The sequence below is a fragment of the Amycolatopsis bullii genome (assembly GCF_014654205.1).
Lineage (GTDB): Bacteria > Actinomycetota > Actinomycetes > Mycobacteriales > Pseudonocardiaceae > Amycolatopsis > Amycolatopsis plumensis.
This window is the reverse complement of sequence record NZ_BNAW01000026.1, coordinates 87,857-111,254: the sequence shown is the minus strand read 5'-3', so window position 1 is coordinate 111,254 and position 23,398 is coordinate 87,857. Positions and strand designations below refer to the sequence as shown.

Sequence of the window (23,398 nt, the reverse complement as noted above, 5' to 3'; positions counted from 1 at the left end):
ACGGGCGCCGGGCCCGCGGCCGCGCCCCTACCGTTCCCCCGCAATGACCAGCGACCGGAGAGACCCATGCCGAGACACCCGATGAGAAGCCTCCTTTTCGCTGCCGCCGTGCCGCTCCTGCTGACCACCGTCACGCAGCCGGCCGCTTCGGCAGCAACCACGACTTCGTGCGCCGCCGTCGCGGTGCCCACGCCGCCGGGCACCACGATCGAATCCGTGCAGGCCGCACCCCAGGCGTCGTACTGCCTGATCACCGTCACGCTCACCCACACCGGCGCGGACCACGTCAAGGTCGCCGTGGCCCTGCCGTACACCGGCTGGAACGGCCGGCTCCAGGCCCTCGGCGGCAGTGCGTACGCCGCCGGCAACTTCGACGGGCTCCCGCAGGCGGTGAAGGACGGCTACGCCGCCGTCACCACCGACGCGGGCGTCTCCCTCGACGGCCTCGACACGTCCTGGGCGCTGAAAGACGGCCACGTCGACCAGACGCTCCTGACCAACTTCGCCACCCGATCGGTGCACGAAGAAGCCGTGCTCGGCAAGGCCGTCACGCAGCGGTACTACCAGCGCCCGATCTCGTACTCCTACTGGACCGGCTGCTCGACCGGCGGCCGCCAAGGCTACTCCGAAGCCCAGAACCACCCCGGGGACTTCGACGGCATCCTGGCCAACGCCCCCGCCGTCGACTGGACGCAGTTCGCGGTCGCCACCCTCTGGCCGCAGGTCGTCCTGAACCAGAGTCACGACTTTCCCAGCCCGTGCGTGCTTTCGGCGTTCCGCACGGCCGCGGTCCAGGCGTGCGACGCGCGCGACGGCGTGACGAACGGCATCGTCGACCGGCCGGACGAGTGCAGTTACGACCCGCGCAGCCTCGTCGGGACGAAGCTGGTCTGCGACGGCCGCGAGGTCACCGTCACGGCCGCGGACGCCGAGGTCGTCCGCAAGATCTGGACCGGCCCGACCGACGAGCGCGGCCGCCGGCTGTGGGCGGGGCTGCCGAAGGGCGCGGACTTCACGTGGCTGGCCGGCACCCAGCCCGGTCCCGACGGCACGCTGACCGCGCCCGGCTTCCCGGTGGCCGTCAAGTGGGTGCAGTCGTTCCTGGAGAAGCAGGCCGGCTTCGACACTTCGAAGCTCACGTACGCGCAGTTCGCGGCCCTGTTCCGCCAGTCGGTGCGTGAGTACGACGACGTCATCGGCACGTCCGACCCCGACCTGTCGGCGTTCCGCCGCGCCGGCGGCAAGCTGATCACCTTCGTCGGCGCGAACGACCAGCTGATCCCGCCGGGCGGCACGCTGTCCTACCGCACCCGGGTCGAGCGGACGATGGGCGGCCCGCAGCGGGTGAACGACTTCTACCGGTTGTTCCTCGCACCGGGTGTCGAGCACTGCTTCGGCGGTGGCGGCCCGGAGCCGACGAACGCGCTGGGTGCGCTGGTCGACTGGGTCGAGCACGGCAAGGCGCCGGCCACACTGGCGGCGGCCTCCGCGGACGGCAAGACGCGCAACCTGTGCCCGTACCCGCGGGTTTCGCGCTACACCGGCGGTGACCCGGCCACGGCGTCGAGCTACCGCTGCCGCTGATCTCCGGTCCGCGAGCGCTTCCCCCGGCGCTCGCGGACCGCAGTCCTTCGTGGACGCGCTGTACCAGAACGGGGTGTGGCGGCGAAATCCGGGTAACCGCAGACCATGGACATCGGCTTGCTGTACCCGACCCGGGACTGCGGCGAGGACGACTTCGCCGCCCTGTGCCGTCGGCTCGATCCCGCCCCCGGCCTCGATTTCGCCTATGTCGAAGGGGATCCGGGCGCCGGGCTCGACGCGGCCGCCGCGGTGCGGGTGCTCGGGACACCCGAACGCCTCATCGCCGCCGCCGACACCTTCCCGGCCGTTCCGGACGTCGTGAGCTGGGCGTGTTCCAGCTGCAGTTTCACCCACGGCCTCGACGGCGCCCGCGACCAGGCGCGGGCGCTCACCGGCCACCTCGGCGTCCCCGCTAGCAGCACGTCGCTGGCCTACCTCGCCGCCCTCGGCCGGCTGGGCATCGCCCGCGTCACGCTCGCTTCCGTCTACCGCCCGGACCTGACCGGCGCCTTCGCCGACTTCCTCGCCGAGGCCGGCGTGACCACGGTGCACGCCGTCTCGGCCGACGCGGGCTCCGATCGCGCGCTCGCCGGCTGGGACGGACGCCGGATCACCGAGCTCGCCGTGGCGGCCGACCACCCGGACGCCGAGGCAGTGCTCGTCCCCGAGACCGCCCTGCACACCACGCCGCTGCTCGCCGAACTGGACGAACGGATGGGGAAACCCGTGCTCACGGCGACCGCGGTCACCGTGTGGGACGCCCTCGGCGGCGCGCCGGCGCAGGACGGTCTCGGGACGTTGTTCAGTGCCGGGCCGGGCCTCCGTCCGCCGAGCTCATCCGCTTCGTGAACCGGGCCGCCACGTCCCGCAGCTTGATGTTCGTGTGCTGGGACTCCACGATCAGCCGGTGCATCGCCGCGTCCTCGGTGACCCGGTGGATCAGCATCAGCATGCCCTTGGCCTGCTCGATCACCGCGCGCGTCTCCATCGCGTTGCGCAGCTCGTCCGCGAGTCTTCGCGCCTCGCGGTACCGGCGGGTCAACCGCAGCACCGTCTCCACGCACAACGTGAACAGCCGCAACACCTTCGTGTCGAACTCGTGGTAGCCGTGGGTCTCGAAGCCGAACAGAGTGATCGCGCCCACCAGCGTGTCGTCCACCCGCAGCGGCACCGCCAGGTAGCTGCCCACGCCGAGTTCCTTGGCCGCGGCCACGAATTCGGGCCACTGGTCACCCGTTTCGGCGACCGCCACCCGCACGACCTCACCGGTCAGCGCCGCGAGCAGGCCCGGACCGTCGCCTGCCGCGTATTGGACGTCGTCGATGCGCCGGGCTCGCACGTCGGTGAACGCCGCGGTCTGCGTCACTCCGTCGCGGACGACCATGATGCTGGCCAGGTCCGCGTCCGGCACGACCCGGACCGCCTCGCCGCAGACCGCGTCGAGCAGGCCCGGCGTGTCGGACATCGATTCGAGGACCCCGACAAGATCGGCCAGCACGGCGTTCAGCTCGTCGACCCGCTCCGCCATGCCGTCGCCAGTGGTCGGCAAGGCCCACCCCTCCCATGCGTCAAGCGGCGAGCACGGGATCGAGCTCGCCAGCAGCGTCAACAGAGACCACCGCTGGCGTTTCAACGGGTCCGAACGAATTCTACCGGCCGGGGGAGCCCGGTTTGGCGGAGGCCGCGCCGGGTAGCCGCCGAAGATGGACAATCCGGCTGTTGACGACGAGTTGTGGGCGGAGTTCCACCGGGTGGTGAACATGACCTCGCGCGAGCTGGAGGACTGGCTGCGCACCCGCGACGCGGGCCCGGAGACCGAGCCGCTCCCCGACGAAGCAGGCCCGTTGACCGGGCACCAGGTCCTGGCCGTCCTGCGCAAACGGCGGTCCGACGTGGACGACCACGACGCCGACGTGATGCGGAAGGTGGTCGACCGGGTGCTCTCGGAGCGCCGCGACGACCTGGAGCCGACGGCGGGCGAGGCCCACTGGCGCCACCGCCTGATGTCGCTCGGCCACGACCCGCTCAAACCGGCCTGACCAAAGCGCCCCAATGTGGCCTTCGGTGCGTCAGACGCAACCAAGGCCGCCTTGGGGCGCTCGGGGTCAGCGGGGGATGGCCTGCCAGCGCTGGTTGGGCCCGTTGGTCGGCTTGTACAGGCCGATCCGGGCGCCGTCCTCACGGGACTCGCTCGTGACGTCGAGCAGCTGCCCGCTCGCCGCGTTGACGAACGTCCACGTGCCGTCCCCGGTCGTGGACAGCGTCCACTCCGACGCCGGGTCGCACGCGCCCGCCGCGGCCAGCGTCACCGCGCCGCCGGACGTGCTGAGCACCTGACCCGTGCCCGCGTTGGTGATGGTGAACCGATCGCGGTTGCCGTAGCGGCCCGTGCGGTCGGTGAGCGTCCAGCGCTGCGACGGCGCCGACGCGTCCGTCGTGCGCTGCACCAGCGAGCCGTTCTCCGCCGCCAGCGACTTGCCGCTCTGGACGCCGGTGAACGTGACCGGCTTGCCCGAGCCGATGCCCGTGCCGGCCGCCGTCGAGGAGACGCCGTTGACCAGGAAGCTCGTCACCGAGCGCGCCGGCACCCGGAGCGTGGCGTGCGAAGACGTCACCTTCACCGGCTTGCCCCGCTTCAGCGCCCCGGTGACGTCGGTGACGACCGGCGTCACCGACGCGCCCGGCCGGACGTTCCGGAAGCCCGACAGGTCCAGCGTGACGTCCTGGTCGTCGGTGCCCGCGTTGGTGTGCACGACCGTCGCCAGGTCCTCGCCGCGCATCGCGACCGTCGACGCGGTGTCGTTCACCCCGATCAGCCGGTCACCCGGCCGGATGTAGTGGGTGAAGTTGCGCATCGTGTTGAACTTCGTGTTCGTCCTGATCTGGCAGGTCTGCAGCGTGGCGTTCTTCGGGCAGTCGAACGGGACCTGGATCTCGCCCCAGTTCATCCCGGCCGCGGACTCGCCGCCCGGCTTCATGTTGTTGTAGTCCTCGATCGGCTGCCAGCTGACCCACGCGCTCGGTTCCAGGAGCCGCAGGTCGTCGGTGATCTGCTTGGCCATGCCGAGGCCCGGGTCCATGTCGGTGAAGTCCTGGCGGTCCAGCCAGCTGCCGCCGACCTCGCTCATCCACAGCGGCTTGCCCGCGCCCTTGGCCAGGTCGCGCGGGACCGGGCGGTTGCCGGTGCCGTAGGTGTGCACGTTGAGCCGGCCCGCCGCCGCCCGGGCGTCGGCCGACCAGCCGGCCCAGTCCGCGGCGAAGATGTCCGGGTTGGTCTCGTCGGGCGCGGAGACGATCGCCCGCGAACCGGCCGCCTTCAGGGCCGAGGCCATCGCCGGGATCAGCTGCGACTGGACCGACGGGCCGATGTGCGCGCCTTCCTGCCGCCCGCCGGTCGGGTTGCCGTCGGCCCCGAGCGTGGTCTTCCAGTAGTTCGTGTTCGGCTCGTTCAGCGGGTTCACCGAGGCGAACTTGATGCCGTGCGCCTTCTCGAGCGTCCGCACCACCTGCGTCATATACGCGGTGAAGTCGCCGATCTTGTCGGAGCGCAGCTGCTCGTCGGTGGCGTTGAAGCCGCCCGAGACGTACCCGGACACGGTCTGGAAGTACGGCGGCGAGTTGCTGAACGCCTCCCACTTCGTGACCTGCTTCTTGATCTTGTCGACCCACCAGCGCTGGTTCGGGTCGGCCTTCGGGTCGAACTCGGCCGGGTCGCCCGGCGTCCACCAGTCCTTGTCGGCGCGGGTGGTGCCGGCCGGCGCCTTCCACCAGCCCGGGACCGCGGCCCCCGCGCGCAGGTACGACGGGACGTCGGGGGCGTTGCCGCCGCCGACGTTGAACCGGGCGATGTTCAGGTTCAGCCCGTCGGGCCCGAAGACCAGGTCCGCCAGCTTGTTCCGGACGGCGTCCGGGTAGCCGCCGGTCGCCTCGGCCATCCAGGCCAGGCTGGCACCCCAGCCGTCGAAGGGCTGCTGCCGGTAGGTCGGGTCCGGTTTCACCGTGACGGCAGTGGCGGCTTCCGCCGGGGCCGCCGCCACGCCGGTCGCGACAATCGGTACACAAAGGACGGTGAGCAAACGCCGCAAGTTCATCGTCGAACTGCCCTTCGGTGCGGTGGGGACTTTTCAGGCCTCGGTATGGCCGAGCATTGGCCGCGGCAGGAACTGGGCCGCGGGGTCGAGCATCGTGCCCAGTTCGAGCACGACCAGTTCGTTGGCGCCGGCCCGGACCACCGGGCGCGGCACGTACAACGTCCGTTGCGGGCCGCGCCGCCAGTACCGGCCGAGCGCGAACCCGTTGAACCACGCGACGCCCTTGCCCCACTCCCCCGTGTCGAGGAAGAGGTCGGCGGGCTCGTCGACGTCGATCCCGGCGCGCAGCACCACCGGCCCGGCCACCGGGCCCGCCACGGACTCCGGCGTGCCGGGCCGCAGCGAAGGCAGCCTGGCCAGGTCGAACGGCAGCACGTCCCAGCCGGTCAGCGGCTCGCCGTGCAGCGCCGCCCCGCCGATGATGCCCTTCGCCTCGCCGATGCGCGGGCCGTAGTCGACGCGGCCCTGGTCCTCGACCAGCACCAGCAGCTCACCGGCCGCGCGCGGCAGCGGGATCGCGCGCTCGTGGTGGTCCCGGCTGAGCGTGCCCACGAGGTCGCCGTCGAAGAACACCGTGGCGCGGTCGCGGACCTCGCCGAAGGTCAGCACGCCGGGCCGGTCGCCTTCGACCCTCGTGCGCAGCAGCGCGAGCTGCGGCATCGGCGTGAGGTCGTCGAACGCGGGCAGTTCCTCGTGGAATTCCCAGGTCCCCCAGCGGTCCGGGGCGTCGAGCAGCCGGACGGGGTCGCCGAGCGCTCCGGACGGCGTCGGCGCGGGCCGCGCCGGCGGCGGGACCGTGTCGGGCACCTTGTGGTAGCGGGCGATCACGTCGCGGAAGGCGTGGTACTTCGGCGTCGGGTCGCCGGCTTCGTCCAGCGGCGCGTCGTAGTCGTAGGAGGTGATCAGCGGCTGGTAGACGCCCTTGTCGTTGGCGCCGTTGGTGAGCCCGAAGTTGGTGCCGCCGTGGAACATGTAGAGGTTGACCGACGCGCCCGCGGCCAGCAGCGCGTCGAGCTCCGCCGCCGAGTCCGCGGCCGAGGTCGTGTGGTGGTGCGCGCCCCAGTGGTCGAACCAGCCGTTCCAGAACTCGCTGCACATCAGCGGTCCGGTCGGCTGGTGCGCGCGCAGGGTGGCCAGCCGCGCCTCGGCGCCGGACCCGAAGGACGCGGTGCGGTGCAGCCCGTCGAGACTGCCCGCCTCCAGCATTTCCGGCGTCGGCTGGTCCACTGTGGTCAGTGGCACGGTGACGCCGGAGTCGCGCGTGTGCTCGGCGAGCGCTTTCAGGTAGCGCTTGTCGTCGCCGAACGCGCCGTATTCGTTCTCCACCTGCACCAGCAGCACCGGCCCACCGCGGTCGATCTGGTGCGGGACGACGACCTCGTACACCTTCGTCAGGTACTCGCGGACGGCGTCGAGGTACTTCGGCTCGTACCGGCGGACCCCGACCGTGGGGTCGCGGAACAGCCACGCGGGCAGCCCGCCGTTGTCCCACTCGGCGCAGATGTACGGGCCCGGCCGCACGATCGCGTACATCCCGGCGTCGGCGATCATGCGCAGGAACCGGTCGAGGTCGAGCCCGCCGGTCAGGTCGAACGTGCCGGGCTCGGGGGCGTGCGCGTTCCACGCCACGTACGTCTCGATGGTGTTGAGCCCCATCCGCCGGGCCTTGTCGATCCGGTCGGCCCACAGGTCCGGGTGCACCCGGAAGTAGTGCAGGGCACCGGAAAGGATCCGGAACGGACGGCCGTCGAGCAGGAAGTCGTGCTCCCCGATGGCGAACTCAGGCATGCGGGCCCGCCTGGGGGGTCAGCTGGAGCACGGTCCAAGACAGCGGTGGCAGTGTCACGGTGATGGTGGTCCCCCCGGGATCGGACGTCGCGACGGCGCCGGGTAGCGGCACCGGCCGGACCGGTTGTGCGTCGGCGGTGTTCGCGGTGTGGCGGGTCTCGCCGTCCGGTGTGGTCAGGGTTTCGGCGGCGTACACGCCGAACCGGGCGCCGCGCAGGCGGATCCGGACTTCGGTCGGCGACGCCGTCGCGCGGTTGGTGAGGAAGACCGCCCCGCGCCCGGAGTCCTCGACCGTCGCGGCGGCGTCGACGAGGTCGACTTCGCCGTGCTGCGCGGTGCGGAGCCGGTCGCCTTCGACGGCCAGGCGCAGGCTCGCCCCGCCGGCCAGCGCGGCGACCTGCCGGAACGGGTGGAACGTCGTCTGCCGCCACGCCGGGCCGCCGGGCTCGGAGCGGATCGGCGCGATGACGTTCACCAGTTGCGCCTGGTTCGCCATGGTGACGCGGTCGACGTTGCGCAGCAGGGAACTCAGCAGCGAGCCGACGACGACCGCGTCGGTGACGGTGTAGGTGTCCTCGATGATCCGCGGGTGCTGCCGCCAGCCGCCCGCGGCGAGTTCGGCCTGGTCGACCTCGTTCCAGCGGCGCAGGTCCCAGACGTTCCACTCGTCGACGCTGATCCCGATCTTCTTGTCCAGGCCCAGCTCGGCGAGGGTTGCGTCGATGACGCCCGCCGTCGTGCGGATGTAGCGGTCCAGCGCCGCCCCGCTGGCCAGGTAGCTGTCGGTGTCGCCGTGCAGCTCCTGGTAGTAGGCGTGCAGCGAGATGTGGTCGACCAGCTCGGCCGTGTGGCGCAGCACCGTGCGCTCCCACGAGCCGAACGTCGGCATGTCGGCGTGCGAGCTGCCCGCGACGACCAGCTCGACGTCCGGATCGATCATCCGCATCAGCCGGGCGGTCTCCGCGGCCAGGCGGCCGTACTCTTCGGCCGTCTTGTGGCCGATCTGCCACGGGCCGTCCATCTCGTTGCCGAGGCACCACAGCTTGAAGCCGAACGGGCGGTCGGCGCCGTTGGCGCGCCGCCGCTCGCTCAGTTCCGTCCCGCCGGCGTGGTTGCAGTACTCCAGGACGTCGGCGGCCTCCTGGATGCCGCGGGTGCCGAGGTTGACCGCGTACATCACCTCGGCACCCGCGGCTTCGGCCCACGCGACGAATTCGTGCAGGCCGAAGCGGTTGGACTCGACGCTGTGCCACGCCGGGTCGAGCCGGACCGGCCGGGTTTCGGCCGGTCCGACGCCGTCTTCCCAGCGGTAGCTCGAGACGAAGTTGCCACCGGGGTAGCGCAGCACGGTCGGCCCCAGTTCCCGGACCAGCTCCAGGACGTCGCCGCGGAACCCGCGATCGTCGGCTGTGGAGTGCCCGGGCTCGTACAGCCCGGTGTAGACCGACCGGCCCATGTGCTCGACGAACGAGCCGAAGAGGCGACGCGGGACCGGGCCGACGACCCGGCCCGCGTCACCTTCGATGTGGACGGTCATCCGGCGCTGACCGTGAAGCCCTGCTGGTTGCCGTAGTCGACGATGGCCTGCTGCCAGGCCGCCAGGCCCGCGTCGAGCGGGGTGGCGTTCAGGTAGGCCTTGCCGGCGGTGTCGCTGAAGATGCTGTTGGCGTAGGTCTGGTACGGCAGGTACGTCCAGCCCGGCGCGACGTCCTTCGACGCGCTCGTCAGCACCTGGTTGATCTTCTGGCCGCCGAAGTACGGCACGGCCTCGTCGACGTACGCGGGCGAGGTCAGGTCGGCCGTGGTGGACGGGAAGCCGCCGCTCTTGATGAACGGCTGGACACCGCCGCCGTGGTTGAGCCAGCGCACGAACGCCGCGGCGAGCGCCGGGTTCTTGCTCTGCTTGACCACGGACTGGGCGCTGCCGCCGTTCTCCGCGGTGACCGCCTTCTGCCCGTCGTAGGTCGGCATCGGCGCCACGGCCCACTTCCCGCTGCCGCCGGGCACCGAGGAGATGAAGTTGCCCGGCATCCACGCGCCGGTGACCAGGGAGGAGATGGTGCCGTCACCGAGGGCGCGGAACCAGTCGTCGGACCACTCCTTGACCGGGGCGAGCAGCTTGCCCTGCACCAGCTGGTCCCACATCGCGGTCCACTTCTTGGCGCCCGCGTCGGCCAGGTTGACCTTCACGTTCCGGCCGTCGACGGTGAACGGGTGCCCGCCGGCCTGCCAGATCATGCTCAGCACGAACCCGGGGTCACCGGTGTCCGAGGTGATGTACTTGGTGGGGTCGGCGGTGTGCAGCTTCTTCGCCGCGTCGATGTACTCGGCCCAGGTCTTCGGCACCGCGATGCCGTTCTTGTCGAAGACCTCCTTGTTGTAGAACAGGGCCATCGGGCCCGAGTCCTGCGGGAGGCCGTAGATCCCGTTGCCGTTCTTCACCTGCGCCCACGTCGAGGCGCTGTAGTCCTTTTCGAACGACCCGAAACCGAACTGGTTGAGGTCGGCCAGCGAATCGGTCAGCGCGAACTGCGGGAGGGCGTAGTACTCGATCTGGGCGACGTCGGGGGCGCCCGAGCCGGCCTTGATCGCGTTCTGGAGCTTGGTGTACTCCTCCTTGTTGGTCCCCGCGTTGACGTAGTTGACCTTGACGTTCGGGTATTCCTTCTGGAACGCGGCCACCTGGTCCTTGGCCGAGGGCGTCCAGCTCCAGTAGGTGATCTCCCCGCCGGCCTTCAGCGCGGCGTCGACGGAGTCCTGGGTGCCGGTGGCGGCGGCGGGCGCGGACGGCGAGCCCCCGGACGAGCAGCCGACCGCGAGCGCGGCGGCCAGCGCGAGGGCGGCGGCCGCCTTGGCGCGGGTGCGGATTCTTGACATCGAGTGTCCCTTCACGGCGGTGTGACGGCGGGTTATTGCTTAACGCTTCCGGCGCTCAGCCCGGACTGCCAGAACCGTTGCATGAGCAGGAAAGCGACGACGAGGGGAATGACGGTGAGCAACGACCCGGTGAGGACCAGGTTGAAGATCGGCTGGGCGCCGGCGCCGTTGGCCTGGGCGCTCCACTGGTTGAGCCCGACGGTCAGCGGGTACCACTTCGGCTCGCTGAGCATGATCAGCGGCAGGAAGTAGTTGTTCCACGTCTGCACCATCGTGAACAGCGCGACCGTGATGATCCCGGGGACCAGTTGGCGCAGCGTCACGGTGAGGAAGATCCGGAGCTCGCCCGCGCCGTCGATCCGCGCCGCTTCCAGGAGTTCGTCCGGGATGGCGTCGGCGGCGTAGACCCAGATCAGGTACAGGCCGAACGGGCTGATCAGCGACGGGATGAGCACCGCCAGCGGCGTGTTGGTCAGCCCGAGCTTGCTGAACATCAGGAACGTCGGCACGGCCAGCGCGGTGGGCGGCACGGCCACCGCCCCGAGGACGACGGCGAACACCCCGCGGCGGCCGGGGAAGCGGTACTTGGCCAGCCCGTAGCCCGCCGCCGTGGCGAGGACCGTCGCGCCGCCGGCGCCGACCACGACGTACAGCAGCGTGTTGCCGAGCCAGCGGAAGAAGATGCCGTCGTTGTAGGTGAACGTCTGGCCGATGTTGTCGAACAGCGCGAACGGGCCGCCGAACGAAAGCCCGGACGTCGAGAACAGGGCGGGCTGCGTCTTGCTGGCGTTGATGACCAGCCAGACGAGCGGGACCAGGCTGTAGATCAGGTACAGCACCATGACCGACGTGAGGACGCGTGACTTGCGGGGCCGCGTCACCGAAAGCGTGGCCATCACATTTCCTTCCGGGAGCCGCGCAGCTGCACGACGTAGGCGATGACGCCGGTGATCACGCCCATCACGATCGCGACGGTGGCGGAGTAGTTGTACTGCTGCCCGTTGAAGGAGAGGGTGTACGCGTACATGTTCGGCGTGTAGAAGGTGCCGATCGTGTTCGGCACCAGGTTGCGCATGATGTTCGGCTCGTTGAAGAGCTGGAAGCTGCCGATGATCGAGAAGATCGTGGCGATCACGATCGCGCCCCGGATCGCGGGGAGCTTGACCGACAGGATGGTGCGGAACGGGCCGGCGCCGTCGATCGCGGCCGCCTCGAACAGCTCCTTGGGGATCACCTTCAGCGCGGAGTAGAAGATGAGCATGTTGTAGCCCACGAACTCCCACGTGACGATGTTGCCGATCGACGTGAGCAGCCAGTTCTCCGACAACGGCTTCACCGCGTCGGTGCCGAGCAGGTGGTTCAGGTCGGCGGCCAGTCCGAAGTGGTCACCGTAGATGAAGCCCCACATCAGCGAGGCGACCACGGCGGGCACCGCGTACGGCAGGAAGATCACGATCCGGAAGAACCCGGCGGCGTGCAGCCGGGCGCTGTCGATGGCCAGCGCCGCGATCAGGGCGAGCACCAGCATGATCGGCACCTGCACGGCGAGGAAGACCAGCACCCGCCGGAAGGCCTCCCAGAACTTCGGGTCGCCGAAGACCTGCACGTAGTTGTCGGCGCCGACGAACACCGTGCCGCCGAAGAAGGCCTGGTCGCGGAAGAGGCTCAGCACGAACGCGTACACGACGGGCGCGATGAAGGTCAGCGCGAAAACCACCATGAACGGGGCGACGAAGAGCCAGCCCCGCCATTTCCGCCGCGGCCGGCGGGCCGCGGGCGCCCGGCGCGCAGGCACCGGGGCGGGCGGAGCCGCTGTGGACGTCATCGTCTCTCCGAGTGGTCAGGTGAGCCGGGCGCTGGACCCGGCGTGATGTTTACGTCAACATGGACGGCCGCAGAGTAACGTGTTGACGTAAACATGTCCAGGGAACCAAGGAGTGACCGTGCCGCGCCAGACAGCGACGTCATCCGCACCCGGCCCCGCCCGGCGCCGGGGCCCGTCGATGGCCGACGTCGCCCGCGAGGCGGGTGTCTCGGGCCAGACGGTCTCGCGCGTCGCGAACGGCAAGACCAATGTGGACGAAGCGACGCGGGAGCGGGTCCTCGCCGCGATGCGCCGGGTCGGCTACCGGCCCAACAGCGCGGCCCGCGCCCTGCGCAACGGCCAGTTCCGCAGCATCGGCGTGATCATTTCGGCCCTCCCGACGTTCGGCAACAGCCGCACCCTCGACGCCATCGCGGCGGCGGTAGTCCCCGAGGGGTTCTCGATCATCCTGATGCCGGTGACGCGGCCGACGCAGGGCGAGGTGACGGGCGCGTTCAGCACGCTGAACGAGCAGGCCGTCGACGGCGTGATCATCTTGATCGAGCAGCACCAGCTTGACCAAAGCGAAATCGAACTGCCGCACGGGCTGCCGGTGGTGGTGATCGACTCGAGCGCCCGCTACGACTACCCGGTGGTGGACAACGACCAGGCCGACGGCGCGGCCCGGGCCACCAGCCACCTGCTTTCCTTGGGTCACTCGACGGTCTGGCACATCGCGGGCCCCCCGCAGTCCTACTCGGCCGAGCGCCGCCGGAAGTCGTGGCAGGCCACGTTGGAGCGCGCCGGCGCTTCGGTACCGCCGGTGCTGGTGGGCGACTGGTCGCCGGAGTCGGGTTACCAGGCGGGCCTGCGCCTGGCGGCGGACCCTTCCGTGACGGCCGTGTTCGCGGCGAACGACCAGATGGCACTGGGCCTGCTGCGCGCCCTGCACGAGTCGGGTCGCGCGGTGCCGGCGTCGGTGAGCGTGGTCGGGTTCGACGACATGGAGGAGTCCGCCCACTTCTGGCCCCCGTTGACGACGATCCGCCAGTCGTTCGAGGCGGTGGGCCGCCACGCGGTGAAGGCCCTCCTGACGGAAATCGAGACCGGCACGGAAGCCGGCGAACCGGTGTTGCTCCCGACGGAACTGGTCATCCGCTCCAGCACCGCCCCACCCCCAGCGTGACAAACGAGCAATCACCCGTGCCCACCAAGGCATCACGCGTGCTTGAGCGGGCATCAAGCGTGATTCGGCGGGCATCACGTGTGATTGAGCAGGCAACAGCGCGATGCCCCTCCAATCACGAGTGATGCCCCTCCAATCACGCTTGATGCCCCGCCAAACACGAGTGATGCCCGCTCAATCACACGAACCGACCCTCCAGGTACGCAAGACGACCGGCCAGGCACGCGCGCGCGGGCGGCCTCGGGCGGGCGGGCGCGGCCGCGCGAGCGGGCCTGGGTGAGCGGGCGCGGGTGAGCGGGGGGAAATGGGTCGTTTCAGGGGGGCGGGGCGGGGGAATTACCGGCCACCAAGCCGGAAACTCCGGTACCCCCAACGTCCCAGTGGCGTGGACCATTCGGCCCCACTCCACGGAAACGAGGCCGCCATGCTCGCCATTCTCGCCGCCGTTCTCTTCGGGCTCGCCCTGCTCATGGAGCTGGCCGGGTTCGGGCTGGGGCCGGTGATCACCACCGGGACGCTCACCACCGCCGGGCTGCTGTGCGTGGCCCTGCACCTGGCCGGGGTCGCCACCGACCGGTCGCGGTTCACCCGGCGGCGGCGTCGTCGCTGACTCGCCTCAGCACCTGCGCGAACACCTCCGGCGACTGGGCTCCCGCCACGCCGTAGCGCTGGTCGATCACGAAGAACGGAACGCCGGACGCGCCGAGAGCGCGGGCCTGCTCGCCGTCCGCCGCCACTTCTTTTTCGTACGCGTCGGACTCGAGTACGGCTCGCGCCTCGTCCGCGTTCAGTCCCGCTTCCGTGGCCAGCGAGACCAGCGAGTCGTGGTCGAACAGCGAACGACGCTCGGTGAAGTGCGCCGCGTAGAACCGGTCGACGACGGCGTCGGCCAGTCCTCGGTCGGCCGCGAGGTGGACCAGGCGGTGGCCGTCGACCGTGTTGCCCATGTGGACGCCGTCGAGGTGGTACTCGAGGCCGTCGGCCGCCGCGCGCTGCTCCATCTGGGCTTCCATCGCGTCCGCTTCTTCCAGTGTGCGGCCGTACTTCTCGGCCAGCACCTCGCGCGTCGGCCGCGATGTCCCGCGTGGGAACGTCGGGTCGAGCTGGAACGAGTGGTGCACCACTTCGACGTCGGCACCCACTTCGGCCACCGCCTGCTCGAAGCGGCGTTTGCCGAGATAGCACCAGGGACAGACCAGATCGGACCAGATGTCTACGCGCACGAAACCACGCTAACCGAAGGGACGCCGCGCACTTCAAGGTAACCGGGCCCCACCTGCGCACTAGGGTGGGCAGGTGACCGTCTCGACCGACGACATCGTCCGGCACGCGGCCCGGCTGCTGATGGCCGGGACGCGCCTCGATCTCGGGCGGATGGCCGCCGAGCTCGGGATTTCGCGCACCACGTTCTTCCGGCGCGTCGGCAACCGCGACGACCTGATGGGCGCCGGGCTGCGGCTGCTGTCCGACCGGACCTGGCAACGGGCGCTCGACGGCTGGCGCGCCGAGCACGGCGACGCGGTCCGCACCCCGGACGGCCGGCTGCGCTGCCTGTGGGTCATGGAGGCCTACCGCCGCGAGGTCGCCGGCAGCGAGGGCATGCGCAAGCTGATCGAAGCGGAGTCGACCGTCGCCCTCCGCGTGCTCACCGACCCGCGCGGCGCGGTCCAGCCCGGGCTGGTCGACGCGCACGTCGAGCTCTTCCACGCCGACGCCGAAGCCGCCGGGCTGGCCCCGCTGGTCGGCCTGCCGGACCTGGCCTTCGCGGTCGTCCGGCTCGGCGAGTCCTTCCTCTACTCCGACGTCCTCGCCGCCCGCTCGGTGGACCTCACAGTCGCCACGACGCTGGTGGACACCCTCGTGCGCGGCGCACTGGAGCCGGTCAAGGTTCACTGAGCGACCGCACAGTTCGTCAGACCACTCCCCCATTCGGAGGATGTGGAACATTTCGCCAAGGTGTTTCATAGGCGCAGGGAAAGCGGTTACCCCGCACCCCGCCCGCGGCACGTCCTTCCGTTGCCGTGCACCAGTTCTCCGATCCGCCCGTCTGTGTCCGGGCGTGCTTTCGCCTGCCCGGGGAAAGAGAGCGATCCATGTCCGCACCCACCAGCTCGCCGACGACGTCCGGCTTGGGTGAGAAAATTTCCCGCCGACGCGGCTGGCGCGCCAAGGCCGCCGGCGTCGTGCTGGCCGCCCTGGCGGTGACCACCGCGGTCGCCGCGCCGGCGCCCGCCGCCGCGAACCCCTACGAGCGGGGCCCGGACCCGACCAACGCCAGCATCGAGGCCACCCGCGGCTCGTTCGCGACCAGCACCGACACGGTGTCGCGGCTGGCCGTCTCCGGCTTCGGCGGCGGCACCATCTACTACCCGACGACCACGACCGCCGGCACGTTCGGCGCGATCTCGATCGCGCCCGGCTTCACCGCCACCCAGTCGAGCATCGCCTGGCTGGGCCCGCGCCTGGCCTCGCAGGGCTTCGTGGTGTTCACCATCGACACCCTGACCACCTCCGACCAGCCCGACAGCCGCGGCAGGCAGCTCCTCGCTTCCCTGGACTACCTGACGCAGCAAAGCAGTGTCCGGTCACGGATCGACAGCAGCCGGCTCGGCGTCGTCGGGCACTCCATGGGTGGCGGCGGCACGCTCGAAGCGGCGCGCTCCCGCCCGTCGCTGCAGGCCGCGGTGCCGCTGACCGGCTGGAACCTGACGAAGAACTGGTCGACGCTGCGGGTGCCGACGCTCGTCGTCGGGGCGCAGTCGGACACCATCGCGCCGGTGGCGTCGCACTCGATCCCGTTCTACACCAGCCTGCCGTCCTCCCTGGACCGAGCGTACCTCGAACTGCGCGGCGCCAGCCACTTCGCGCCCAACACGGCGAACACGACGATCGCGAAGTACACGCTCTCCTGGCTCAAGCGGTTCATCGACAACGACACCCGCTACGAACAGTTCCTCTGCCCGATCCCCAGCACCAGCCTGTCCATTTCGGACTACCGCGGCAACTGCCCGCACAACGGTTAGCCTGCCACGCCGAGGGTGACGACGACCTTGCCCTTGGCGTGCCCGGCTTCGGAGTAAGCGAACGCGGCACGCAGGTCGTCGAACGGGTAGCTCCGGTCGACGACCGGCGTGACCGCGCCGCGCTCCACGAAACCGGTCAGCTCCCGGAGCACCGCCGCCTTGTCCGGGCAGGCGACGGCGTCCGCGAGCACGACCCGCCTTCGCGCCACCGGCCCGGAAGCCAGCGCCGCGAAGACGTGCCCGGCGGGCTGCACCCAGCGCCCCGCCGGACCGCCGACGGCGACGAAGGTGCCGCCCCGCGCCAGCACCCGCCGGCAGGCGAACACCGACCGGCTGCCGGCGACGTCCAGCACGACGTCGTAGCGGCGGCCGCTGCGCGTGAAGTCCTCCGCCCGGTAGTCGAAGACGTGTTCGGCGCCCAGTGAGCGCGCGGCCGAAGCGTTCGCCGCGCTGCAGACCGCATCGACCCTCGCCCCCAGCGCCTTGGCCAGCTGGACGGCGAACGTGCCGACGCCGCCGGAAGCGCCGTTGACCAGCACCCGCTGCCCGGCTTCGACACCCCGCAGGGACAGGAGCGCGGTGACGGCCGCCATCGGCATCGCCGCCGCTTGCTCGTAGGTGAGGTTCACCGGCATCGGCGCCAGCAGGTCCTCGCGCACGCAGACGTACTCGGCGTGCGCACCCCGGGGCAGCAAGGCGTAGACATCGTCACCCGGGGCGAACCGGGCGCCGGGCGTCTCGACCCGGCCCGCGAGGTCGCAGCCGAGGACGCCGGCTCGCGGACGCAGGCCGAAGCCGCCCGGCATCAACCGGGCCACGTACGGCTCGCCTCTCAGGTGGTGCCAGTCGTACGGGTTGACCGAGCTCGCCCGCACCCGCACCAGCACCTCGCCTTCGCCGGGCACCGGATCGGGCACGTCCTCGAGGACCAAGCTCGACGCAGGACCGTATCCGCGCTGGACCAGGGCTTTCATGTCGCCTCCCAGAATTCGTACGCCGTAAGTCGTACAACGTAAGGTACGCCGTACACCGTAAGAACGTCAACGGCGCCTTACCTTGTACGATCTTGTGGGTGACAACCGACGCCCGGATGCCTCTCAGCCGCGAGCGCGTCCTGCGCGCGGCGGTCGGCCTCGCCGACGAACACGGGTTGCGGGCGCTCACGATGCGCCGCCTCGCCGAAGAGCTCGGCGCCGAGGCGATGTCGCTCTACTACCACGTGGCCAAGAAGGAAGACGTGCTCGACGGCATCGTCGACGTCGTGGCCGGGGAGATCAACGAGGCCGTCGCCCGGGTCGAACCGGCCCCGGACTGGAAGACGGCGGTGCGGCGGCGGATCCTGGCCGCGCGGCAGGTGTTCCTCCGGCACCGCTGGGCACCCGAGCTGTTCGAGACGCGGTCGTCGACGAGCACCGAGGTCCTGCGCTACTACGACGCGCTGGTCGGGCTCATGCGCGACGGCGGGTTCTCCTACGACCTGGTCCACCACGCGCTGCACGCGCTCGGCAGCCGCGCGCTCGGGTTCAGCCAGGAGCTGTTCGACCCGAGCGCCGGCGAGTCGGCGGACGTGCCGGTCGACCTGGCCTGGCAGCTGCCGAACCTGGCGACGATGCTCAGCGAGATCGCCCACGACGACCCGGACTCGACCCTGGGCTGGTGCGACGACCAGGCCGAGTTCGAATTCGGCCTCGACGTCATCCTCGACGGCCTGGACCGGCTGCGGCAGCGCTAGTCCACCAGCTGGGACACCCCCGCTCACCGGGGCAAAATCAAAGCTGTGTCACGACCTCTGCGGAAGCTCGGCTTCCTGACCATCGGCCTGTTCGACGCGGCCGACCCGCGCCGGGGCCACGAGTCGACGCTGGAGATCATCGAGCTGGGCGAACGGCTCGGGTTCGACAGCGCTTGGGTGCGCCACCGGCACCTGCAGTACGGCATCTCGTCGCCGGTCGCCGTGTTGGCCGCCGCGTCGCAGCGGACGAGCCGGATCGAGCTCGGCACCGCGGTGATCCCGCTCGGCTGGGAGAACCCGCTGCGGCTGGCCGAGGACCTCGCCACCGTCGACCTGCTCTCCGGCGGGCGGCTCAACCCGGGTCTCAGCGTCGGGCCGCCGATGCGCTGGGACGAGGTCAAGCACGCCCTCTACCCGGACACCGCCGACGCCGAGGATTTCTCCTACGCCCGGGTGGAGCGGCTGCTCGGCTTCGTCCGCGGCGAACCGGCCACCGGGTTCAGCGGCACCGAAGGCTTCGAGGTGTTCTCCGACCGCGTCCAGCCGCAGGCGCCCGGCCTCGGCGACCGCCTCTGGTACGGCGGTGCGAGCCTGCGGTCGGCGGAGTGGGCGGGCAAGCACCGGATGAACTTCCTGACCAGCAGCGTGGTCAAGGCCGACGGCGAGAGCACCGACTTCGCCGAAATCCAGCTCTCGCACATCCGGACGTTCCGCGCGCAGCACCCCGCCGGCCGCATCTCGCAGGGCCTCGTCGTCATCCCCACCGACAGCGCGACGCCGGAACAGCGGGCGAAGTACGCGGCCTACGCCGAAAAACGGCTGCCCCGCACGGTGGAACCCCAGGGGCCCGCGCGGATGCTGTTCTCCCCCGACTTCGTCGGCACGTCCGCGGAAATCGCCGGGCGGCTGCACGAGCACAAGGCGTTCCGCGAGATCGACGAGGTGGCTTTCGCCCTGCCGTTCACCTTCGAACACGAAGACTACGTGCAGATCCTCACCGACATCGCGGAACGCCTCGGCCCCCTGCTGGGGCGCTAGCTCACTGGTTGGTGCCCGGCGTGAGCACCTTGTCGATCACGAAGACCGTGGCGTTCTTCGTGGGGATGTTGCCGCACAGGATCTTCGCGCCGTTGATCGTCATGTTCTCGCCCGAGCCCTCGATCTTCACCGGGCCGCCGGCGGTGTTGAGCGTGTCGACCGAACCGGCCGTGGCGAGGCCCTTGGCGTCGTAGCGCTTGCCGACGACGTGGTACTGCAGGATCGGCGCCAGCTCGGCGGGCTTGCCGGCGAGTTCGTTGAACTTGGCGTCGCCCAGCGCTGCGAACGCCGGGTCGGCAGGGGCGAAGACCGTGATGGCCTCCTGGCTGTTCAGCGTGTCGACCAGGTTGGTGGCCTTGACCGCCGCCACCAGTTTGGTCAGCAGCGGGTTGGTCGACGCGGCCGAGGCGACCGGCTGCGGGCCCATCGAGTCCAGCGAACCGGGCGCGGAGCCCTGCGGCAGCTGCGCACAGGCCGGGCCGAAGACGTCGGCGTTGGTGGTCATGCCGTTGCCGGAACCGGACGCCATGCTGGAGGTCGGCGCGGGCACCGACGACGACGGCATCGCGCTGCTGGAACTGCCCGACGAAGCGGTGTCGCTACCGCTGCACGCGGTCAGCGAAAGGGCGGCGACGGCGGCGACGCCGATTCCGGCGACACGGAGCTTGGTCACTAAAATCACTCCCATAAAGCGGCTGAGAACTGCTTCTTGCTGTGGATTCGAACCTGCGGGTAAATCGGCTTGCCCCCGTTCGGGTGATCCGGGTCACCGCGCCGTGAAGGCGATGCTGTGCCACCCGGTGGCGCCGTCGGGGACGGTCCCGGCGCGCATTTCGGTCTGCGTGGCCCCGGTTTTGTCCGTCGCCCGGCAAAAGACCTGGTGCCCGCCCGGTGCGACGTCGAACTCGAGCCACCACATGCGCCAGGTGTTCAGGTTGACTTCGTGGGACAGCACGGCTTCCCGCCACGGCCCGTCGTCCAGGCGCAGCTCGACCTTGGCGATCCCGGTGTGCTGCGCCCAGGCGATCCCGGCGACCCGCACCTTTCCGGAAGAAACGGTTTCAAACCCCTTCGGCGTATCGATGCGCGATTGTGTCTTGATCGGCGCTTCGCGACCCCAGCCGCGTTTCAGCCAATAAGCCTGCCGCGCGTCCCAGGTCGTGACTTCGAGGTCGGTCACCCATTTCGTGGCCGACACGTACCCGTACAAGCCGGGAATGACCAGCCGGGCCGGGAAACCGTGCTCGATCGGCAGCGGCTCACCGTTCATCCCGATGGCGAGCATGGCCCCGCGCGTCCGGTCCAGCGCCGCGGCGACCGGGCTGCCGGACGTCCAGCCGTCCACACTGGACGAAAAGAGCTGCTCGGCACCGGGCCGCACCCCGGCCTCTTCGAGCAGATCGGCCAGGTCGACGCCGACGAAGTTCGCGGTCGACACGTAGGTACCGCCGACCTCGTTGGACACGCAGGTCATCGTGATCGTGCGTTCCACCAGCGGCCGGTTCCGGATATCGCCGTAGCGGTACCGGAGTTCGCGGTCGACCATGCCGTGCAGCCGCAGGCTCCAGTCCTCGGCGCGCACCTGCGGCACGGTCAGCGCGGTGTCCACCCGGTAGAAGCGGTCGTTGCGGGTCAGGAAAGCCGGCGTGCCCAACTTCGCGAAGTCGGCGTCGGCCGGGATCATCGGCGCCGTCCGGGCCGGGACGAGCCGCCCGACCGCTTCGCGCGACGCCGCCGCGTCCCGGCGGCCGGCGAGCAGCTGCCCGCCGAGACCGGCGACCCCCGCACCCACGACGACGCCGGCGCCGGCCAGCAGCACCGTCCGGCGCGAAGAGTCCGGGGCGACGTCGAGCCGGTGCAGGAAGGCGAACGTCCCGACACCGGCGACCAGGCTCGCCAGCGGGGCGAGCAGCGCGACCGCGTCGAGGTCGGGCCGCGTGTACACCGCGACCAGCCCGACGAGCCCGAACCCGGTGATCACCACCAGCCCCGGCACCGGCGTCCGGCGGGACAGCAGGCCCGCCACCGCCGCGACGGCCACCATGACCACGGCCATCCCGGACAGCAGCACGAGCTTGTCGTGGGTGCCGAAGGTGCGGACGGCGAAGTCCTTCAGCCACACCGGGGTCAGATCGATGGCGCCGTTGCCGACGGCCAGGTAGGGCGAGGCGTTGACGCCGACGAACCCGGCGACGAGGTGCCCCGCCGCCAGGGCCGCCCCGAGCGCCAGGACGCCGAGCAAGGCGGCCCACCCGCGGCTACGCAAGGGAAATCCTGGTGACGGCGGGGGTGGTGGGGCCGTCCGAACCCCCGGCGGGCTCGACGGTGATCCCGATCCGGTCGACGTCCGCCGGGAGGTCGGCCACGAGCATCCGCTGGGACTTCTCGGTCGACATCAGCCCGGCCGAGCGCGCACCTCCGCTGCCGATCAGCCACACCTGGTAGACGTGCCCGGCGTCGAGCGCGGGCAGGTCCGACGCGAGCAGCACGGCCTGGTGACGGCTGCGCGAGACGACGAGGGTGGCGTGCCCTTCGCCGACCGCCTGGATCGCGGTCGCGTCCGGCGCGCTCAGCACCGAGTCGACGGGCGCGGGCGTCCTGGTGACCCCGAACAGGACCGCCACCAGGGCCGCGGCGGCCGCGCCGAAGAGCGACACGCGCACCTGCCACGTCCTGGCCCGGTTCAACCGCCGGACCACCGGCACCCGCGGCGGCAGCTGACGAGTGCGGGCCACCTCGGCGAGCACCGACACCTTCAGCAACGGCGGCGGGTCCACCGCGGTGGCCACGGCGAGCCGCGCGCCGGTCGCCCGCAGCTCGGCCACCTCCTGGCCGCAGGCGGGGCATGCGCCGAGGTGGCGTTCGAACTCCGCGCGGTCCACGTCGGACACCGCGTCCAGGGCGTAGGCCCCGGTCAGCGTGTGCAGCTCGGCGGTCATCGGTCCACCCCCAGGCAGTCGCGCAGCCGGATCAGGCCGTCGCGGATGCGGGTCTTCACCGTGCCCGGCGCCACCTTCAGCACCTCGGCGACCTCGGGGTAGGTGTAGCCGTTGTAGTAGGCCAGCACGATCGACTCGCGCTGCAGCTCGGTCAGCGCGGCCAGGCACTGCCGCACCCGCTGCTGCTCCAGACCGGCCAAAGTGGACTCGGTGACCTCGTCGAACGGCCGCCGCACGTCCATCAGGCCGGCCCGCTCCTCGCGGTCGACGCCGGCCTGGTGCGCGCGCACGCGGTCCACGGCCCGGCGGTGGGCGATGGTCAGCACCCACGACAGCGCGCTGCCGCGCTCCGGCTCGTACCGCGTGGCCTTGCGCCACACCTCCACCAGCACCTCCTGCGCCACTTCCTCGGCCTGCGCATGACTGCGCAGCACGCGCGTCGCGAGGCCGAGCACCGGGCCGGCGACGAGGTCGTAGAGCGACGCGAACGCCGTCTCGTCACCCGCCGCCACCCGACTGAGCAGCTCTTCGGCGCTCGGCGCGGACGCCGGCACCTCGTCCGGTGGCAGCCGCAGCCGCCCTCGCTCACCCATGCCGGATCCTCCACGTCACCCCTGACTTGCCCGGGATTCGCGGCCGGACGGCGGACCGGACTGGGCTTGGTGACCCTTCCCACCCGGACGGCCCAAATCCGGCGGCGGGACCCATCCGGCAGCGACGCGGCTCCGAACTCCTGTCACCATCGGTCACGATCAGTGAGGTGGTTGCCCGTTTGGCCACGCGGACGGTGACCTCGGCCACTTCTTGATCACCCTCGCGTGTGAAAGTTATTCGGATCGCTGGGCGTTGAACTGACTATGGGTTATCCCTGGAACCAGACGAAGTTAACCGACGAGTAGCAAAGAGGTCCGATGACCGACCCCAACAACGTCACCAGCGCCCGCATCGACTTCGCCCTGCGCACCTTCGGGGCCGGGCCGCGGCCGGTGCCGGCCGAGCTGGAGTACGACACCAGCGACCCGTACGCGGTCGCCGTGGTGCTGCACGCCGGCCCGAGCGCGGTCCGGTGGCTCTTCGGCCGCGACCTGCTCGCCGACGGCCTGCTGGCCCGCTGCGGCGACGGCGACGTGCGCATCGGGCCCGCCGGCGACCCCGCGCTGGTCGTCGTCGAGCTGAGCTCCCCCGACGGCGCCGCCGTGCTCGAAGCGCCCGCCAAGGAGATCGCCGCCTTCCTCGACCGCACCTACGACGTCATCCCGGCCGGCAGCGAGAGCGACTGGTTCGACTTCGACGAGGAACTGGCGAAGCTCTCCTACCAGGACTGAGTACCGTCCCC

The 23,398-nt window shown here is 70.8% G+C and carries 23 protein-coding genes; 10 read left to right on the top strand and 13 right to left on the bottom strand.

Going from position 1 to position 23,398, the window contains the following annotated elements; all coding sequences use genetic code 11:
• The first annotated feature begins 81 nt into the window (after positions 1–81).
• Together IE317_RS26450 and IE317_RS26445 are read left to right on the top strand one after the other, a co-directional pair.
• Positions 82–1,584, top strand: a complete 1,503-nt coding sequence (locus IE317_RS26450; RefSeq protein ID WP_191314041.1) for a tannase/feruloyl esterase family alpha/beta hydrolase — start codon at positions 82–84, stop codon at positions 1,582–1,584.
• A gap of 105 nt (positions 1,585–1,689) precedes the next feature.
• Positions 1,690–2,433: a maleate cis-trans isomerase family protein gene (locus tag IE317_RS26445; RefSeq protein WP_191314040.1), complete on the top strand. Its 744-nt coding sequence runs from the start codon at positions 1,690–1,692 to the stop codon at positions 2,431–2,433.
• Here IE317_RS26445 and IE317_RS26440 read toward each other — a convergent pair.
• Complete coding sequence (locus tag IE317_RS26440; protein ID WP_191314060.1) at positions 2,387–3,112, bottom strand: ANTAR domain-containing response regulator; 726 nt, start codon at positions 3,110–3,112, stop codon at positions 2,387–2,389. The genes IE317_RS26445 and IE317_RS26440 overlap by 47 nt on opposite strands.
• 175 nt (positions 3,113–3,287) lie before the next feature.
• On the opposite strand from IE317_RS26440, the gene IE317_RS26435 reads away from it, so the two are divergent.
• Entirely contained in the window at positions 3,288–3,623 is a 336-nt protein-coding gene (locus IE317_RS26435; protein WP_191314039.1) for a DUF3140 domain-containing protein, read from the top strand.
• Positions 3,624–3,689: 66 nt separating this feature from the next.
• On the opposite strand, the gene IE317_RS26430 is transcribed toward IE317_RS26435, so the two are convergent.
• From IE317_RS26430 to IE317_RS26405, 6 genes are all read right to left on the bottom strand, one after another.
• Complete coding sequence (locus tag IE317_RS26430) at positions 3,690–5,582, bottom strand: glycoside hydrolase (RefSeq protein WP_229902924.1); 1,893 nt, start codon at positions 5,580–5,582, stop codon at positions 3,690–3,692.
• 126 nt (positions 5,583–5,708) lie between these two features.
• Positions 5,709–7,463: a glycoside hydrolase family 35 protein gene (locus IE317_RS26425; protein WP_191314037.1), complete on the bottom strand. Its 1,755-nt coding sequence runs from the start codon at positions 7,461–7,463 to the stop codon at positions 5,709–5,711.
• Positions 7,456–9,000, bottom strand: coding sequence for an arabinosylfuranosidase ArfA (gene arfA / locus IE317_RS26420; RefSeq protein ID WP_191314036.1), 1,545 nt, complete (start codon positions 8,998–9,000; stop codon positions 7,456–7,458). The genes IE317_RS26425 and arfA overlap by 8 nt, the downstream gene beginning before the upstream one ends.
• Entirely contained in the window at positions 8,997–10,340 is a 1,344-nt protein-coding gene (locus IE317_RS26415) for an ABC transporter substrate-binding protein (RefSeq protein ID WP_191314035.1), read from the bottom strand. Before IE317_RS26415 ends, arfA begins: the two co-directional genes overlap by 4 nt.
• Before the next feature lie 32 nt (positions 10,341–10,372).
• The gene (locus IE317_RS26410; protein WP_191314034.1) at positions 10,373–11,236 is read right to left on the bottom strand and encodes a carbohydrate ABC transporter permease; all 864 of its coding nucleotides are present in this window, start codon (positions 11,234–11,236) and stop codon (positions 10,373–10,375) included.
• Positions 11,236–12,165: a carbohydrate ABC transporter permease gene (locus IE317_RS26405; protein WP_191314033.1), complete on the bottom strand. Its 930-nt coding sequence runs from the start codon at positions 12,163–12,165 to the stop codon at positions 11,236–11,238. Before IE317_RS26405 ends, IE317_RS26410 begins: the two co-directional genes overlap by 1 nt.
• 112 nt (positions 12,166–12,277) lie before the next feature.
• Between IE317_RS26405 and IE317_RS26400 the strand changes: the two genes are divergently transcribed.
• Both IE317_RS26400 and IE317_RS26395 read left to right on the top strand, forming a co-directional pair.
• The gene (locus IE317_RS26400; protein ID WP_191314032.1) at positions 12,278–13,330 is read left to right on the top strand and encodes a LacI family DNA-binding transcriptional regulator; all 1,053 of its coding nucleotides are present in this window, start codon (positions 12,278–12,280) and stop codon (positions 13,328–13,330) included.
• 424 nt (positions 13,331–13,754) lie between these two features.
• Entirely contained in the window at positions 13,755–13,940 is a 186-nt protein-coding gene (locus tag IE317_RS26395; RefSeq protein ID WP_013229246.1) for a hypothetical protein, read from the top strand.
• Here the strand turns inward: IE317_RS26395 and IE317_RS26390 are convergent.
• Positions 13,915–14,553: a DsbA family oxidoreductase gene (locus IE317_RS26390; protein WP_191314031.1), complete on the bottom strand. Its 639-nt coding sequence runs from the start codon at positions 14,551–14,553 to the stop codon at positions 13,915–13,917. The genes IE317_RS26395 and IE317_RS26390 overlap by 26 nt on opposite strands.
• A 73-nt stretch (positions 14,554–14,626) precedes the next feature.
• On the opposite strand from IE317_RS26390, the gene IE317_RS26385 reads away from it, so the two are divergent.
• Together IE317_RS26385 and bdeA are read left to right on the top strand one after the other, a co-directional pair.
• The gene (locus IE317_RS26385; RefSeq protein ID WP_191314030.1) at positions 14,627–15,226 is read left to right on the top strand and encodes a QsdR family transcriptional regulator; all 600 of its coding nucleotides are present in this window, start codon (positions 14,627–14,629) and stop codon (positions 15,224–15,226) included.
• Positions 15,227–15,423: 197 nt separating this feature from the next.
• Positions 15,424–16,353 (top strand): bis(hydroxyethyl) terephthalate hydrolase, encoded by a 930-nt coding sequence (gene bdeA, locus IE317_RS26380; RefSeq protein WP_191314029.1) that lies wholly within the window; start codon positions 15,424–15,426, stop codon positions 16,351–16,353.
• On the opposite strand, the gene IE317_RS26375 is transcribed toward bdeA, so the two are convergent.
• Positions 16,350–17,327 carry an NAD(P)-dependent alcohol dehydrogenase gene (locus IE317_RS26375; protein ID WP_191314028.1) on the bottom strand — a complete coding sequence of 326 codons (978 nt, stop codon included), beginning with the start codon at positions 17,325–17,327 and terminating at the stop codon, positions 16,350–16,352. The genes bdeA and IE317_RS26375 overlap by 4 nt on opposite strands.
• Before the next feature lie 98 nt (positions 17,328–17,425).
• Between IE317_RS26375 and IE317_RS26370 the strand changes: the two genes are divergently transcribed.
• On the top strand, positions 17,426–18,085 hold the full coding sequence (locus IE317_RS26370; RefSeq protein WP_191314027.1) for a TetR/AcrR family transcriptional regulator C-terminal domain-containing protein: 660 nt from the start codon (positions 17,426–17,428) through the stop codon (positions 18,083–18,085).
• A 45-nt stretch (positions 18,086–18,130) separates the two neighbouring features.
• On the top strand, positions 18,131–19,123 hold the full coding sequence (locus tag IE317_RS26365) for an LLM class flavin-dependent oxidoreductase (RefSeq protein WP_191314026.1): 993 nt from the start codon (positions 18,131–18,133) through the stop codon (positions 19,121–19,123).
• Position 19,124: 1 nt separating this feature from the next.
• Here the strand turns inward: IE317_RS26365 and IE317_RS26360 are convergent, their stop codons facing one another.
• From IE317_RS26360 to sigK, 4 genes are all read right to left on the bottom strand, one after another.
• Complete coding sequence (locus IE317_RS26360) at positions 19,125–19,796, bottom strand: fasciclin domain-containing protein (protein ID WP_191314025.1); 672 nt, start codon at positions 19,794–19,796, stop codon at positions 19,125–19,127.
• A 93-nt stretch (positions 19,797–19,889) separates the two neighbouring features.
• The gene (locus IE317_RS26355) at positions 19,890–21,389 is read right to left on the bottom strand and encodes a molybdopterin-dependent oxidoreductase (protein WP_191314024.1); all 1,500 of its coding nucleotides are present in this window, start codon (positions 21,387–21,389) and stop codon (positions 19,890–19,892) included.
• Entirely contained in the window at positions 21,382–22,062 is a 681-nt protein-coding gene (locus IE317_RS26350; protein ID WP_191314023.1) for an anti-sigma factor, read from the bottom strand. Before IE317_RS26350 ends, IE317_RS26355 begins: the two co-directional genes overlap by 8 nt.
• Positions 22,059–22,655 (bottom strand): ECF RNA polymerase sigma factor SigK, encoded by a 597-nt coding sequence (gene sigK / locus IE317_RS26345; RefSeq protein ID WP_191314022.1) that lies wholly within the window; start codon positions 22,653–22,655, stop codon positions 22,059–22,061. Before sigK ends, IE317_RS26350 begins: the two co-directional genes overlap by 4 nt.
• A 318-nt stretch (positions 22,656–22,973) precedes the next feature.
• Between sigK and IE317_RS26340 the strand changes: the two genes are divergently transcribed.
• Complete coding sequence (locus IE317_RS26340) at positions 22,974–23,387, top strand: SsgA family sporulation/cell division regulator (RefSeq protein ID WP_191314021.1); 414 nt, start codon at positions 22,974–22,976, stop codon at positions 23,385–23,387.
• The last annotated feature ends 11 nt before the right edge of the window (positions 23,388–23,398 follow it).

Excerpts from the sequence above, each read along its gene's own strand:
- IE317_RS26450 (WP_191314041.1), top strand. The coding sequence starts at position 82 with ATGAGAAGCCTCCTTTTCGCTGCCGCCGTGCCGCTCCTGCTGACCACC.
- IE317_RS26445 (WP_191314040.1), top strand. The coding sequence starts at position 1,690 with ATGGACATCGGCTTGCTGTACCCGACCCGGGACTGCGGCGAGGACGAC.
- IE317_RS26440 (WP_191314060.1), bottom strand. The coding sequence starts at position 3,112 with ATGGCGGAGCGGGTCGACGAGCTGAACGCCGTGCTGGCCGATCTTGTC.
- IE317_RS26435 (WP_191314039.1), top strand. The coding sequence starts at position 3,288 with ATGGACAATCCGGCTGTTGACGACGAGTTGTGGGCGGAGTTCCACCGG.
- IE317_RS26425 (WP_191314037.1), bottom strand. The coding sequence starts at position 7,463 with ATGCCTGAGTTCGCCATCGGGGAGCACGACTTCCTGCTCGACGGCCGT.
- arfA (WP_191314036.1), bottom strand. The coding sequence starts at position 9,000 with ATGACCGTCCACATCGAAGGTGACGCGGGCCGGGTCGTCGGCCCGGTC.
- IE317_RS26415 (WP_191314035.1), bottom strand. The coding sequence starts at position 10,340 with ATGTCAAGAATCCGCACCCGCGCCAAGGCGGCCGCCGCCCTCGCGCTG.
- IE317_RS26410 (WP_191314034.1), bottom strand. The coding sequence starts at position 11,236 with ATGGCCACGCTTTCGGTGACGCGGCCCCGCAAGTCACGCGTCCTCACG.
- IE317_RS26405 (WP_191314033.1), bottom strand. The coding sequence starts at position 12,165 with ATGACGTCCACAGCGGCTCCGCCCGCCCCGGTGCCTGCGCGCCGGGCG.
- IE317_RS26395 (WP_013229246.1), top strand. The coding sequence starts at position 13,755 with ATGCTCGCCATTCTCGCCGCCGTTCTCTTCGGGCTCGCCCTGCTCATG.
- bdeA (WP_191314029.1), top strand. The coding sequence starts at position 15,424 with ATGTCCGCACCCACCAGCTCGCCGACGACGTCCGGCTTGGGTGAGAAA.
- IE317_RS26375 (WP_191314028.1), bottom strand. The coding sequence starts at position 17,327 with ATGAAAGCCCTGGTCCAGCGCGGATACGGTCCTGCGTCGAGCTTGGTC.
- IE317_RS26350 (WP_191314023.1), bottom strand. The coding sequence starts at position 22,062 with ATGACCGCCGAGCTGCACACGCTGACCGGGGCCTACGCCCTGGACGCG.
- sigK (WP_191314022.1), bottom strand. The coding sequence starts at position 22,655 with ATGGGTGAGCGAGGGCGGCTGCGGCTGCCACCGGACGAGGTGCCGGCG.
- IE317_RS26340 (WP_191314021.1), top strand. The coding sequence starts at position 22,974 with ATGACCGACCCCAACAACGTCACCAGCGCCCGCATCGACTTCGCCCTG.